The organism is Idiomarina piscisalsi, assembly GCF_003987095.1.
Taxonomy (GTDB): Bacteria; Pseudomonadota; Gammaproteobacteria; order Enterobacterales; family Alteromonadaceae; genus Idiomarina; species Idiomarina piscisalsi.
Map to the genome: position 1 here is coordinate 18,235 of NZ_PIQA01000011.1, position 14,454 is coordinate 32,688.

Genomic DNA, 14,454 nt, shown 5'->3' on the forward strand with positions numbered 1-14,454 from the left:
AAAACGGACTTATCATCCGTGGTGTTTATGACAGGAGGCTTTATGTCAACGAGCGATAACCGCCGGGCACTCATTTCACTCATTGATAATCAACAATTGTATCCCCTCTTTCAGCCCGTTGTTGATACTACCCGCGGTTGTGTGATTGGTCATGAATCCCTTATTAGGGGGCCTAAAGGCCATGTTCTGGAGTTTCCCGATAAACTGTTCTCGGTTGCTCACGAAAGCGATTTACTTTCAGAGCTTGAGCTTGCCTGTCGTTACGCCGCGATAAAAGAGTTTCAGCGCCGAGGTATGACCGGCAAACTGTTTTTAAACGTAAACCCCAACGTTTTAAAAGATGACTCTCACCCTCATGGTTCAACATTACGACTGTCACAACAACTGGGGCTCGATCCTCACCAAATTGTTATAGAAATTTCCGAACGCTACCCGATAGAAGATACCGAGAACCTAAAAGAAGCTATTATTCATTATCGTCAGTTAGGCTTTATGATCGCCATTGACGACTTAGGTGCTGGCTACTCTGGTCTAAAGCTATGGTCTGAACTGCATCCCGATTACGTTAAGATTGACCGCTACTTCATTCAGGATATTCACGAATCATCAGTTAAAAGAGAGTTTGTTCAAAGTATTTTGTCGTTGGCAAAGAACATAAGAACTAAGGTTATTGCTGAGGGTATTGAAACCAAAGATGAGCTTGAACAGCTTCACGCATTAGGCATTAAGCACTGCCAGGGCTATCTGTTCGGTAGGCCTGCCAAGTTGCCTGCGAGAGATGTGAACACATCCCTTTTAAATACATATCAGCCTACTAAAAGCAGCTACCACGAAACTATCGCCAGCGTTGTTAATTCACTGGAAACTATTGCTGATGATGAACCGGCACTAGAGGCACTCAACCGTTTTACCAAGAATGCCTCATTGTCGTTACTTCCGGTCACCCGATACCAGCAAGTGGTAGGCGTGCTTCGCAGAGAAAAACTGTTAGAGCGTTTTTCCGGCTCTTATGGGCATGCCTTAAATGCCAGCAAGCACGTTGTGCATATTATGGAAAAAGAACCGATAGCTGTAGATTGGCGAGCATCGTTAGAAGACGTCAGTCAGTTAATCACTGAGCACGAAGAAATCGATGTCTATCAACATATTATCGTCACTCGCAATAACAGATATTACGGCGTAGCTTCTATAAAGAGCTTACTGCGGAAAATAACTGAGCTGAAAATTAATGATGCCCGACATGCCAATCCCTTAACTCAATTGCCCGGTAATGTAGCTATAAATCGGGTTATCAACGAAAAGTTGAAAGCTCAAACCCCATTTAGTGTCGCCTACTTCGATTTAAACCACTTCAAGCCCTATAACGATATTTATGGCTACGAGCAAGGTGATCAAGTGATCAAGTGGGTTGCTCAGCTACTGCAGAAACGCCTTACAGGGGGCAGTAACTTTGTCGGTCATATTGGTGGTGATGACTTTGTTGTAATATTTGATCACTCAGCGGGAAATGCAGATCTCGTTGAAAACAGCTGTAAAAACGTTATTGAGCTGTTTGATAGGGATATCATTCAGTTTTATCAAGAGGAACATATAGAGCTTGGAGGCATTAAGGCAGTTAACCGAGAGGGTCACCCAACATTCTTTTCTTTATTGAGCATTGCCGTTGGAGTGGTCAGCCCAGACGCTAAACTTTGTGAGTCGCACCATGACGTTGCCTTACTAGCAACCGAGGCCAAGAAAGAAGCAAAGCGTTTTGGCGGCAGCCATTGTTACCTTTGCCACCGCCAAGCCCCCAGACGCTTAAAGCTTGTTAGTTCACATTCTTAATCTTCGACAATCAAATCGTCTTCTGTGTCTGAAGAAGAACCTAATGAGTCATCTGCAAACTTACCTTTGCCATACATACTGGCGACTTTAGGGCGGTGAATTCGCGCTTGATATTTGGCCCAAGCTTTTTCAACCGGGGTAACAGGCGCTTGCTCGCCTTTTGCAGCAGTCAGTAAGTCGATGTCCTCTTGAAAAGTCGGTTTAAACTCTCCATTAAGCATGGCGGTAATTAAACAGCCATAGTGTGTGAGTGCGTCGCTTTCGCGAATAGAAAAATCGCCCGAACGGGCAAAGCCATAAGGGTAGTTTCTGAAATCGTTAAACGGTTTCTTCAATAATAACTCTCGGGTAATAGTGGTCATGATAAGCCCTTCCTACAGACTAAAACCGAACAAAAAGCCTGTCGTTATTTACGACAAAAACGATATAGAGCTATACCGACGATTTGTCAATGAAAATGTTTGTAAAACGCGTTTTAAATAAGTGCTGTAGTGCCTATAAATAACAGGAGTTAACTCATAAGGAGGAATGCTCATGCGTTTATTTGCTTACACTACGTTAGCTTTAGCGACAGTAACGCTAGCCGCTTGTGGCGGTTCAGATGATGACCCGACCACACCGGATACCGCTCAGTTCACTTTAGGAGTGAGTGACGCGCCTGTCGATAACGCAGAGTCCGTGGTTGCCTGCTTTAATGCCGTGGAGCTCACTGGAAACGGTAATGGAACGCAGACATTTACTGTTGGCGATGATTTAGAAGCACCTGAAGAGAATGATCTTTGCCTCGACGGTGAAGGTAACCCAATTCCCAATACTATAGGTATCGACTTACTTGAATTTACGGGTAACGAGTCGATGGTATTTCTCGAAAATGCGGAAATTGAAGCCGGTCAATATGGACAGCTCAGACTGGTAATGGCCGACGGTTCGTACATTATGACTGACACGAATGGTGATGGAGAGGCTGAGCAAGTGCCTGTCCAGGTGCCGTCCAATGAACTTAAACTCGATGGGTTCATCGCTGATGCAGGCGGTAACCTTAACTTCACCGTTGAGTTTGATTTGCGCCACGCCATGACCAACCCTGTCGGTCAAGAACACTATATTCTCAAGCCTCGCGGCGTTCGCTTAGTTGATAACTCAGCTGTTGGTCACTTGAAAGGCACGGTAGCGGAAGGGGCTCTGCTGTTTAATGAAGCCTGCACTGTCGCACCCGAAGATGAATCGCAGCCAGTTGCTTACGTTTACCTTTATGAAGGCAGCGACTTAGAAGCGTCAGCGTTAGCCGATAACGGCGGTAGCGAAGAGAATGAGCCGTACGCGAGCACAGCCGTTTATTTTGATGGGGTTGATACCTATGACTTTACGATGGGTTTCATTGCGACCGGCGAGTACACCGCTGCGTTAACTTGTAATGATGCGGATGACCCAGAAGCAGATGATGACATAGAGTTTTTCCTCACTGAAAATGTCACCATTGAAGCATCAAGTGAGCCAGTAGAACTCGAGTTCGTTGGTGCCGCAAGCGAATAACTCGTTTCACAGTTTTAGGCAGCAGGGACGCTGCCTTTTTCTTATTTTAGAGAGCTAAAAAGCTCCGAATGCTGAGCCTAAACTTCTGACACTCAGCACAATTGAAATAATGAACACCATTGCCGCTAACAGGTTTTGCCACCAGGAATTGCGATTCTGACCCAACAAACTTCCCCAACTCAACCACCATAAAAAGCCCACAATAACAGGCAGCAAAATGCCGTTCGCCACCTGCGCAAACCAAATAACGGTGACAGGCTCTATGCCAAGGCTGGAAATAGCTACGCCCAACACTAAAATAGTCAACCATACCGCTCTAAAGGCGCGGCTCTTTAAACTCACCGACCACCCCATTATACCGTTGAGGGCATAGGCGCTGGCTAGAGGAGCCGTAGTCGCTGACGATATACCGGCAGCAAACAGACCCATTGCCATTAAGTACGTTGCCGCGTTGCCAAACAATGGCTCTAAAGATACAGCTAAATCGGCAGCACTGGAAATTGTAATTTGGTGACCAAAAAACGCCGATGCGGCAGTCGCCACAATTGCCATGGATATTAAGCCGCCTAATGGAATGGAAACAAATAAATCGCGGCGAACTGCTGGCAAATCACTGGTTGACTGCCATTTTTTAGAAATGCTGGAGGCATGAAGAAAGATATTATAAGGCACAACCGTTGTGCCAATGAGCGCAACCACAGTAAGCGTCGCTCCCGAAGGCATGCTGAGCACAAAAATACCGTTAAATACGCCAGTCCAGTCAGGATCGGTCAAAAAGAACGTACCTAGAAATGCGATACTCATAAGGAGCACCATGGCAATTAACGACTTCTCAATAACCCGAGCATTACCCGACCAAAGTACCAGAAAGGCCACAACACCAATAACCACTGCCCAGGCATTGCTTAACCATTTATCAACGAATGGCACAGGACCTAGCAGTTCATAAGCTCCTAAACTCGCACCAGATAAGTTTCCGCCTTGATAAACGCTGTTGCCAATGGCTATTGCACTGAAAATAAGCAAAAGAGCTAACCACCGCAGCCAGCCGGAGGTTAGATTATTTCGGATATTCTCGCCCAGCCCAGCTTGAGTCACTAACCCGATGCGAGCAGACATTTCTTGCAAGATGAGACAAGCGGAAACAGAAAAAACTAAACCCCATAACAAAGCATAGCCATAATTCGCACCGGCTAGCGACGCTGTAACAACAGTTCCCGGCCCTATGAAAGCAGCAGCAACTAGTGCACCGGGACCAAACTGAGACAGCTTCATGAGGGGTCTTGAGGCGCTTCAGGACCCTCAATGGTTTCCATAGAGATCCATTTATTACTTAATGCCTCAGATAAGTCGGTTTCCAGTATTGCCTGGGCTTCTTCATACGACACATGCAACTCAGTAACCCCACAAGCACGGTTACGTCCATGCGCTTTGCCCATATACAACGCCATATCAGCAACCTGAAGTACTTTCTCCCAATCCATTTGTTTCTCTGAAACACCTGAGAATGGTAAGCGAATAAAACCAATCGTGGTTGTCACTGGAATTTCATAACCTTCATACCTAACAGGCTTTTTAGCCAGTTCATTCAGTATGCGCTCACTCAGCTCTTTTAGGTTTTCATCATCGACATTGCGAACCAAGAATAGAAACTCCTCCCCGCCCCAGCGTATTAGCTTGTCGCTGTCTCGACAGATCATCTGCAGGCGTCGACTGACCTCAGCTAGCACCGCGTCTCCGGCTGCATGACCATACTTATCATTTATACGTTTGAAAAAATCGAGGTCTAGCAAAATCAAGCCATCCGACTGGATCGCAGCATCACGTCGCTCACCGTGTTTTTGGCGTTCATCCATTTCCTTTTGCAGTGCGCGCCTATTCCACAAACCTGTCAGAGGGTCTTTCAGCGATTGATCGGCCAACAGGCTGTTCGCTGCCTTTAATCGCAAGTTTGCTTTCTGAGCCTTGCGGTACATAATAAACACAAAGATAGCAGAGAATAGAGCGACAACCCCCAACAACAGCCAAATCATATTCCGTTGTTTATTAATTTCCAGTAACTGCTCTTTCAAGCGGTTTTGGCGTTCCAGCAACTCAATTTGCTGCTCTTTGTCCTTACTCTCATAAAGCTGTTGCAAGTTTGCTAAATTCTTTTGTTGGTCACTTTGGTAAAGCTCTTCGGATAGTTCCATTTGTTCTTTTAATGTTTCCGCCTGTTTTTGGTACTGCCCCGCAAACTCATAAGCTTCAGCAAGCTCTCCAAGCATAGCTTCTACTTCGGTTTTTCTTCCTTCATCACGGTAATACTGAATTGCTTTTCTCATTTCCTGCAGACCGGCTTCAGTATTACCTTGATGCACCTCAACAAACCCTAAATTAAAATGTATGGTCTGAGCCATCCAGACATCTTCAACTTCTTCAGCAAGCTCCAGAGCTTCCAATAAATGACTGCGGGCTTTTTCCCAGTCCTCTTCATACATATAGTGGTCACCGAAATTATTTAAAATCGTCGGCAATAAATATGTGAATTCTTTTTCCTTAGCTTCGTCATAAGCTGCACTTAACGAGTTTAGTGAGGCATCCCTATCGCCCATGCCTGCTTCTACATAAGACTTATGAAGATAAAACTTTGGTAAGTCATATTCTAAATTATGGGTTTTAGCATGCTCTATCGCTTTATTAATGGTGGTCAGCGAACCCTCCCAGTTTTTCAACTCAGACTGAATAATAGCGATAGAGTAGTCCAAGTATTGCTGGCGAATAGGCGTTCTTTCGTTGTTGGTTTCATTCACAGCTTCCTGAGCTGAAAGCAGGTGGCGCAAGGCATCATCGTAGCGGTTCCAGTCCGCATAAACACGAGAAATACGGTTATGAGCGAAGTAACGCAACCGGGGCATTCGTGCATTGGCAAGGTGAATCTCAATGTCACTAAGTAGTAGGAATGCTTCACCATACTTGCCTTCGTACTGCAGTAACTCTAACTGGGTTGCCAGCGCTTCAACTTTGACATCGGCAATTTCAGTACTGTCAGCAAGGGCAAATAATTTATCCAGTGTTTCAAAGGCAAGTTCTTTATTTTCTTCATAATAGTGCCAATAAGCTTCATAACTCAATGCTCTGGCACGAGTCGCGACAGGAGTTTCGCTAGAAATTTTTTCGATAACGCCAAAAAGCAAAGCTTTGGGGTCGACGCCTTCTTCACCGCTAGTAGTAAGATACTTGTCGAGCTGCTTTTCCATCGCTATATCAACCGGCACTCCGTTGATATTCTCAATGGGCGCCTGGTTTGCCTTAACCGCAAAGCTAAGGAGCAGCAATAATGACAAGGCAGCCCCAAACTGAGCCCATTTATTGTTCTTTTTATGCATGGGTGCGACATCGTTTCGGTTATAAATTAATCGCCGAGTTTACCCGAATTTTAACCATTGCACAAAATATACATCTGCGATAAAACGGATGTTATGGCAGAAACAAAAATTAATTGGTCAAACGTTTTAAAATCGGGGCAACGCATATTTATCGGCTCTCATGCTGCCGTGCCAACTGCCTTAATTGACGACCTGATAGAGAACTCAAAAGATCTGCACGATATTGAAATTGTGCAGCTTATGACGCTGTCCGATAACAAATGGGCAGAGCCACAATATCAGCAACTTTTTAAGGTAAATACCTTTTTTATCGGTGGCGGTACAATTCGCAAAGCTGTTAACGAAGGCCGGGCTGATTACACGCCAAGCTTTATTTCAGACATACCCAACCTGTTCAATAATGGGATTTTGCCACTGGATGCAGCGTTGATTATGGTTGCTCCGGGCGATAAGTATGGCTATCACTCAATGGGCGTATCAGTTGATGTGGTGGCGGCTGCAGCCAAATCGGCAAAAACCGTGATAGCCCAGGTTAACCCGCAAATGCCTGTCACTTACGGACAGTCGTTTTTACACGAAAATCAAATTGACTACTTTTGGGAACATTCGTCACCATTGCCGGAGCTGGCGCCTCCAGAACACGACAACAGCAAAATTATTGAGCGTATTGGTCAATATATTTCCTTGCTGGTTGAAGACGGCGCAACCTTACAGGTGGGTATTGGCAATATTTGTGCAGCCGCTTTGAGATACCTAAGTAATCATAAAGATTTAGGCATTCATAGCGAACTGATTACCGACGATGTCATGCATTTGATGCTGAAAGGCGTCATTAATAATCGCAAGAAAACCTTTCACCCGAATAAAATTGTGACGAGTTTCTGCATGGGGTCAAAAGCCTTATACGACTTTGTCGATCACAACCCCCACGTAGGCTTTTATCCGAGTGAATACGTCAACTCCCCCGCTAATGTCGCACGTAACGATAAGTTAGTGGCGATAAACAGCGCTATTGAGGTCGATTTAACCGGACAAATCGTGTCGGACTCTATTGGACACCAATTTTATAGCGGTATAGGCGGACAGGTGGACTTCAGTCGAGGAGCTTCCTTAAGTAAAGGTGGTAAACCGGTTATCGCTCTTCCCTCAACCACAAACGACGGCAAAGTATCCCGTATTGTCCCATTTATAAGAGAAGGGGCTGGCGTAGTAACAACACGAGGGCACGTGCATTACGTAGTCACAGAGTTTGGAGTTGCTTCATTGCGCGGTAAAAGCATCCGCGAGCGGGCACTTGAGCTTATCCGCGTGGCGCACCCTAAGTTCCGTAGTCACTTATTGCAGGAAGTTCGTAAACATTACTGGGTGCCACATTATCAGCAGCAAACGCCGGTTGATGTGCCGGAACTTGGCGACATTGGCTTTAAAAAGCTGAAAATCAACGGCGAAAATTTCGATCTGCGCCCGTTATACCCATCTGACGAGCGTCGCCTGCAGGAATTTTTCTACTCGCACACTAAAGAAACGCTGCAATTGCGCTACAACGCCGTGCCCACTAGCATGAGTCGTGAAAAGTCTTGTAACTTAGTCAGTGTTGACCAATCTAAAGACTTAGCACTTTGTATTGTTCACCAGAAAGGCTCTGCGGTTCAGATTCAGGCGGTTGGGCGTTACTACTACATCGAGTCGCAAAATAGTTGTGAGGTCGCTTTTGTGACCCGCGAGAAATACCAGGGCCGGGGCATGGCCGGCAAGCTCTTAGATGAAATGATCCGCATAGCCCGGGAGCGCGGCCTGGACAGTATGCAAGCCTACGTGTTAGCCGCCAATAAACCCATGTTAAGTGTGTTTGAACGGGGCGGCTTCAAACGCTTGCCCAGTGAAGAGCCGGGTGAAGTCTTGCTCAAACTCGACCTTAAAGAAGGCAGTGAATAAATTATGTCGATAGTCGTATTCAGTCATGATGACTGCCTCAAACACATACCCAACGAGCAGCACCCGGAGTGCCCGGCCCGTATTGAAGCTATTAATGACCAACTCATTCGCTCAGGCCTCGACTTCGTGCTTATACGCAAAGAGGCTACCGAAGCCCCTTGGGAGGCGATTCAGGCAGCCCACTTACAGGCGCACATAGACTTTATTCGCTCGGAAATTCCCGAATACGACCATGAATGGATAGACCCGGACACCTTAGTGACACCGGGTAGCTTAGCCGCCGCCTTGAAAGCAGCGGGAGCCGCCATCAATGCAGTTGACGATGTTATGACGACCCCCAACAAACAGGCGTTTTGTGCCGTTCGACCGCCGGGACATCATGCGATGCGAACAAAAACCATGGGCTTTTGTTTATTCAACAACATTGCCATTGCTGCCTATCACGCCATTGAAAAACATGGGCTTGAGCGTGTTGCTATTGTCGATTTTGACGTACACCACGGCAACGGTACCGAAGACATTGTTCAGAATGATGACCGTATCTTGTTTTGCTCGTCCTTTCAGCAGGCTTTCTACCCATTTACCGGGGAAGACACCAGCACCGGCAATGTTCATAACGTGCCGCTACCAGCTGGTTGCAAAGGCGAACAATGGCAACAAGCCGTTTCAGAAAAATGGTTCCATGTCCTCGACCAATTTCAGCCTCAACTGGTACTTGTTTCTGCCGGCTTCGATGGTCACGCAGAAGACGACATGTCCCAGTTTCTACTGAAAGAAGAAGACTACCACTGGATAAGCGTTAAGCTGAAAGAAATTGCCGACAAACATTGTGACGGCCGTATCGTATCTACGCTCGAAGGCGGGTATAATCTCAGCGCGTTAGGCCGCAGTGTTGTTGCACATTTAAAAGGCTTACTCTAAGCGCACCTCTATTCTTAAAACAGTCATAAAAAAGAGTCGAATATTATGGGATTAGTTCTTAAGCTTGTGGCGGGTATTGTCGCCGGTATTCTTATTGGGTTGTACATGCCAGAATGGGTTAGCCAAATCCTGCTGACTTTCAAAACACTGTTCGGTCAGCTGCTGTTCTTCACTATCCCATTACTTATTTTGTTCTTTATTACCAGCGGTATTGCGAGCTTACCAAGCAACTCCGGGAAAATGCTGGGTAAAACCTTAGGCATTGCTTATGCCTCAACCGTTACAGCTGGTATTGTTGCGTTTTTCGCTGCCAGCATTGTCGTTCCCTGGCTGACAACCGACGCTCAGAGTGTTTCTACAGAAGCCAAAGCCACTATCGAACCCTTTATTGAGCTGTCGGTTCCACCGCTAATGGAGGTGATGTCAGCACTGGTTTTAGCCTTTATTTTCGGGTTGGGTATTGCCAGTATCAAAGCAGAAAACCTGAAGAAACTGTCGGATCAAGGCCGTGACATTATTGAGCTGCTGCTGGTTAAAGTCATTATTCCTTTACTGCCGCTGTATATTGCCGGCATTTTTGCGGAAATGGCCGTTGCAGGCACGGTGTTTAACACGCTGAAAACCTTTGGTGTTATTCTGATACTCGCTGTCGCCCTGCACTGGGTTTACATTACCTCTATGTACATTATGGCGGGCGTAAAAACCGGTCGTTCGCCGCTGTTTTTAATCAAAAACATGCTGCCGGCGTATTTTACGGCGCTAGGTACTATGTCTAGTGCAGCCACTATTCCAGTCACCCTGCAAAGCGTGCGCAAGAACAAAGTCGATAACGACGTTGCCAACTTTACCGTGCCACTTTGCGCCACCGTTCACTTAGCCGGCTCCACCATTACCATTGTCAGCTGCGCGGTTGCGGTTATGGTTTTGCACAACTCGCTAGCTATTCCCGGCTTCTTTACCATGCTGCCGTTTATTTTAATGCTGGGTATTGTCATGCTAGCTGCACCGGGCGTTCCAGGCGGTGCGGTTATGTCTGCGGTTGGCCTGTTAGGTTCCATGCTGGGCTTCGGCGAAACCGCAGTCGCCTTAATGATAGCCTTGTACATGGCACAGGACAGCTTCGGTACCGCCTGTAATATTACTGGTGACGGTGCTATTGCGATGTTTGTGGACAGCTCGAAAGAGAGTTAGTGAAAAGTTTCAAACTCGGTTAATCGCTAGTGCGTTTAGAAATTTATATATACGCACTAGCGATTAAAATTTGATTTATACGCAAGTGCGTATAATACTGTTCTTAAACGGACTCTCGTTTAGGAATAAGTATGAAAATTACAAGCCCCCACGCGTTAGCGGTTCACTTAAAAGATGAAAGAAAGCGACAAAATTTAAGTCAGGCAAAAGTTGCTGAATCCGTTGGTTTAAGACAGGGCACTGTCTCAAGTTTTGAGCTTTCTCCTGAGAAAAGCCAAATAGATACGTTATTTCGGCTTCTATCAGCGCTGGGGCTAGAATTAAACATTAAGAGCAAGGATAACGCTCAGAAAAACAACACTGAACACTCATGGAATGAGGAATGGTAATGGATAAACTCGATATTTATATGAACGGGCTACTGGTCGGTGAGCTGCACCGTAGTAACTCTGGCGCCCACCGTTTTAACTACAGTCTAAACTGGCTCGAGACACCGGGCGCCCGCCCCATTTCGTTATCAATGCCTCTAACAAGGAACGCCTACGAAGGTCCTGAAGCCATCAACTTTTTCGATAACCTTCTGCCCGATAGCCAGGAAGTTAGAGACAGGATTGTTGCACGCTACCGAGCCGACTCGAAACAACCTTTCGATCTTCTCAAAGCAGTAGGCCGAGATACAGTAGGCGCTTTACAGTTTTACCCTCAAGGGGAACAACCTGGCAATATAAAGACAATAAACTACCAGCCTCTGAATGACAGCGAGCTAGAAAAGGTTCTTCTCGGCTATCAGTCAAAGGCACCGCTTGGCATGGTGGATGAGCTCAATGACTTTCGTATATCTATAGCTGGTGCACAAGAGAAAACTGCGTTACTTAAAATAGATGATAAATGGTGTATTCCCGAAGGAGCTACACCGACAAGCCACATCATCAAGCTACCTATCGGCAAGATCCAAGGAGCAGACCATACTATCGACTTATCCGACAGCGTTGAAAATGAGCTGCTGTGTCTGGAAATCGCCAGAGAATTCGGTTTCGACGTGCCCGCTTGTGAGATTGTTAACACAGGTAAGGTAAAAGCTCTGGCCGTAGAGCGCTTCGATCGCAAATATTCCAGTGATAAATCCTGGCTCATGTGCCTGCCGCAAGAGGATTACTGTCAGGTACTTAGCTGTCCTTCTGCTCGAAAGTACGAGTCTGACGGCGGTCCGTCCATAGCGCAAATTATGAAGCACTTACAAAGCTCTTCTAACTCTCACAAAGACAGAAGAACTTTTATGGCAGCACAGGTGCTATTTTTTCTGCTAGGCGCAACCGACGGGCACTCTAAAAACTTTTCTGTGTTTATAGAGCCAGAAGGTGGTTTCAAATTAACTCCGCTTTACGACATTCTTTCGGCGTACCCAGCAGTCGGCGGTCAAAGTTTTCATTTGAGAGACTTAAAACTGGCGATGACACTTAAAGGCTCAAAAGGTCGAAAGTCAAAGCTTTTCCAGATTTACGGGCGTCATTTCATCAGTTCGGCAAAGGAAGCGCAGTACAGCCTAAAAGAGATGCAGGACATTCTTAAGCTAATGCATGCAAGCACAGATAACGTGATTGAAAAGGTTAGTAAGCGCTTACCCAAACACTTTCCAATGAAAGTTGCAGAGCCTATTTTTGAAGGTCTTAGTCGTAGAAAAGAGAGACTTATTAGCTGACTTTTAGATAAAACTTGGAGCGGGAAACGAGATTCGAACTCGCGACCCCAACCTTGGCAAGGTTGTGCTCTACCAGCTGAGCTATTCCCGCGTATTGGTACTTTTGCAGTATCCTGGAAAGTCTGACGTTGGAGCGGGAAACGAGATTCGAACTCGCGACCCCAACCTTGGCAAGGTTGTGCTCTACCAGCTGAGCTATTCCCGCTTCGTCAGTGCGGCGTGTATTCTACTGATACCACCGATAAGGTCAATAGTTTTTGCGCCGCAATTGGCTTATTTGCTGAAAAAATGTTCTCTATAATGCTTCAGCTCATCGATAGACTCGCGAATATCTGCCAGGGCTTCGTGCGCACCGGACTTTTTGAAGCTATCCGCTACTTCTGGCTGCCAGCGCTTTGCCAGTTCTTTTAACGTGCTCACATCGAGGTTTCGGTAATGGAAAAACGCTTCGAGATCCGGCATGTGACGGGCTAAGAAGCGACGATCCTGGCAGATACTGTTACCACACATAGGCGATACGCCGGCATCGATATGCTGCTGCAAAAACTCAATGGTTGCTGCCGCTGCGGTGCGCTCGTTATGCTGACTTTTTTGCACGCGTTCGACGAGACCTGAGCCGGTATGAGTTTTCACATTCCAGGCGTCCATGCGATCGAGGTATTTCTTGGGTTGATGAACCGCAATAACCGGGCCTTCGGCAATTGTATTGAGTTCAGCGTCTGTAACAATAGTCGCTACCTCAATAATGTGATGCTCTTCCGGCACCAAGCCGGTCATTTCTAAGTCTATCCAAATTAAGCGTTGTTTCTTATCGTCTTCAGCCATTACCCTGCTCTCTCAATGCAATTTGTTGTATGATAGCGTCATTTAAAGCTCGACAACAGGTTATCCCGATTGGCAAAACGCAAACGTCTCAATAAAGGTCAGCAGCGCCGTGTGTCGGCGAATCAGAAAAAGCGGTTGAAAAATAATGACGTCGAATGGAACGATGGCCAGCTTAATGCGCCTGAAACAGGCCGTGTCATTAGCCGTTTTGGACAGCACGCTGACATTAGAGATGAGCAGGGCAATACCTATCGTTGTCATATTCGCCGTGTTGTCGACAGTTTAGTCTGTGGAGACATTGTTCAATGGGCTCGGGCGACGACTGAGCAGCAAGGTATGCAAGGTGTTGTCATCGCGGTACACGAGCGCCAAAGCCTACTTTCCCGTCCGGACTATTACGACGGCCTGAAACCTGTGGCATCCAATATTGACCAAATTTTTGTCATATCCAGCGTACTGCCGAGCTTCTCATCACAAATTATTGATCGCTATTTAGTGGCATGCGAAGACATAGGTATTGAGCCTATTATTGTACTTAACAAAGCCGACTTACTCGACAATATCGGGGACGATGAAAAAGCGCATATTAAGCAACGTTTAGCTGACTATCAGAATATTGGCTACACGGTGCTTCAGGTCAGCAGTACAACCGGCGAAGGGCTTGAAATACTTAGGCAACGACTTAAAGACCATGTCTCTATTGTTGTCGGGCAATCCGGTGTCGGGAAGTCGTCGCTGGTCAATCAGCTACTGCCTGAAGTGAACGCCGAAACTAAACAAGTGTCCGATAATTCCGGACTAGGCCAGCACACAACAACGGTAGCAACCTGGTACGACTTAGCCGAGGGCGGTGCGCTTATCGACTCGCCCGGTATTCGGGAGTTCTCATTATGGCACCTGGAGCCAGAGCGTGTTGCCTGGTGTTATGTCGACTTTCGTGACTATTTAGGCGGCTGCAAATTCCGGGACTGCAAACATGCAGAAGACCCGGCGTGCGCTTTACAAGACGCTGTCAGCAAGAATGCATTGCACGACTGGCGCCTTTCTAATTATCATCGCATTATTGAAACGATGAAAACACAGAAACCCAGCAGGGTCATTAGAGGTAATTAACTGTGGCAAAAACCGATAAAGCCAAAATATTTTTTCAGCACA

12 protein-coding genes and 2 tRNA genes are annotated in these 14,454 nt (G+C 46.4%); 8 read left to right on the forward strand and 6 right to left on the reverse strand.

What is annotated here, in order from left to right:
• Window positions 1-42: 42 nt before the first annotated feature.
• Complete coding sequence (locus CWI73_RS09415) at window positions 43-1,827, forward strand: bifunctional diguanylate cyclase/phosphodiesterase (protein WP_126752558.1); 1,785 nt, start codon at window positions 43-45, stop codon at window positions 1,825-1,827.
• On the opposite strand, the gene CWI73_RS09420 is transcribed toward CWI73_RS09415, so the two are convergent.
• Entirely contained in the window at window positions 1,824-2,189 is a 366-nt protein-coding gene (locus tag CWI73_RS09420; RefSeq protein ID WP_126752559.1) for a MaoP family protein, read from the reverse strand. The two genes, CWI73_RS09415 and CWI73_RS09420, sit on opposite strands and share 4 nt — an antisense overlap.
• Before the next feature lie 172 nt (window positions 2,190-2,361).
• Between CWI73_RS09420 and CWI73_RS09425 the strand changes: the two genes are divergently transcribed.
• On the forward strand, window positions 2,362-3,360 hold the full coding sequence (locus CWI73_RS09425) for a DUF4382 domain-containing protein (RefSeq protein WP_126752560.1): 999 nt from the start codon (window positions 2,362-2,364) through the stop codon (window positions 3,358-3,360).
• Window positions 3,361-3,414: 54 nt separating this feature from the next.
• On the opposite strand, the gene CWI73_RS09430 is transcribed toward CWI73_RS09425, so the two are convergent.
• A complete protein-coding gene (locus CWI73_RS09430) occupies window positions 3,415-4,635 on the reverse strand; it encodes an Nramp family divalent metal transporter (RefSeq protein ID WP_126752561.1) in 1,221 nt (406 codons plus the stop codon).
• Window positions 4,632-6,728, reverse strand: a complete 2,097-nt coding sequence (locus CWI73_RS09435) for a diguanylate cyclase domain-containing protein (RefSeq protein WP_126752562.1) — start codon at window positions 6,726-6,728, stop codon at window positions 4,632-4,634. Before CWI73_RS09435 ends, CWI73_RS09430 begins: the two co-directional genes overlap by 4 nt.
• A gap of 93 nt (window positions 6,729-6,821) precedes the next feature.
• Here CWI73_RS09435 and CWI73_RS09440 point away from each other — a divergent pair, with 93 nt between their 5' ends.
• From CWI73_RS09440 to CWI73_RS09460, 5 genes are all read left to right on the forward strand, one after another.
• Window positions 6,822-8,663 (forward strand): bifunctional acetyl-CoA hydrolase/transferase family protein/GNAT family N-acetyltransferase, encoded by a 1,842-nt coding sequence (locus CWI73_RS09440; protein WP_126752563.1) that lies wholly within the window; start codon window positions 6,822-6,824, stop codon window positions 8,661-8,663.
• Window positions 8,664-8,666: 3 nt separating this feature from the next.
• Entirely contained in the window at window positions 8,667-9,584 is a 918-nt protein-coding gene (locus tag CWI73_RS09445) for a histone deacetylase family protein (protein WP_126752564.1), read from the forward strand.
• Window positions 9,585-9,629: 45 nt separating this feature from the next.
• On the forward strand, window positions 9,630-10,775 hold the full coding sequence (locus CWI73_RS09450) for a dicarboxylate/amino acid:cation symporter (protein ID WP_126752565.1): 1,146 nt from the start codon (window positions 9,630-9,632) through the stop codon (window positions 10,773-10,775).
• Window positions 10,776-10,906: 131 nt separating this feature from the next.
• Window positions 10,907-11,164: a helix-turn-helix domain-containing protein gene (locus tag CWI73_RS09455; protein WP_126752566.1), complete on the forward strand. Its 258-nt coding sequence runs from the start codon at window positions 10,907-10,909 to the stop codon at window positions 11,162-11,164.
• Window positions 11,164-12,474, forward strand: a complete 1,311-nt coding sequence (locus CWI73_RS09460) for a type II toxin-antitoxin system HipA family toxin (protein WP_126752567.1) — start codon at window positions 11,164-11,166, stop codon at window positions 12,472-12,474. Before CWI73_RS09455 ends, CWI73_RS09460 begins: the two co-directional genes overlap by 1 nt.
• A gap of 15 nt (window positions 12,475-12,489) precedes the next feature.
• Here the strand turns inward: CWI73_RS09460 and CWI73_RS09465 are convergent.
• From CWI73_RS09465 to orn, 3 genes are all read right to left on the reverse strand, one after another.
• Window positions 12,490-12,565: transfer RNA gene (locus CWI73_RS09465), tRNA-Gly, on the reverse strand.
• Window positions 12,566-12,603: 38 nt separating this feature from the next.
• Window positions 12,604-12,679 (reverse strand) — tRNA-Gly (locus tag CWI73_RS09470).
• 68 nt (window positions 12,680-12,747) lie between these two features.
• On the reverse strand, window positions 12,748-13,299 hold the full coding sequence (gene orn, locus CWI73_RS09475) for an oligoribonuclease (RefSeq protein ID WP_058578412.1): 552 nt from the start codon (window positions 13,297-13,299) through the stop codon (window positions 12,748-12,750).
• Window positions 13,300-13,368: 69 nt separating this feature from the next.
• On the opposite strand from orn, the gene rsgA reads away from it, so the two are divergent.
• On the forward strand, window positions 13,369-14,412 hold the full coding sequence (rsgA, locus tag CWI73_RS09480) for a small ribosomal subunit biogenesis GTPase RsgA (RefSeq protein ID WP_126752568.1): 1,044 nt from the start codon (window positions 13,369-13,371) through the stop codon (window positions 14,410-14,412).
• The last annotated feature ends 42 nt before the right edge of the window (window positions 14,413-14,454 follow it).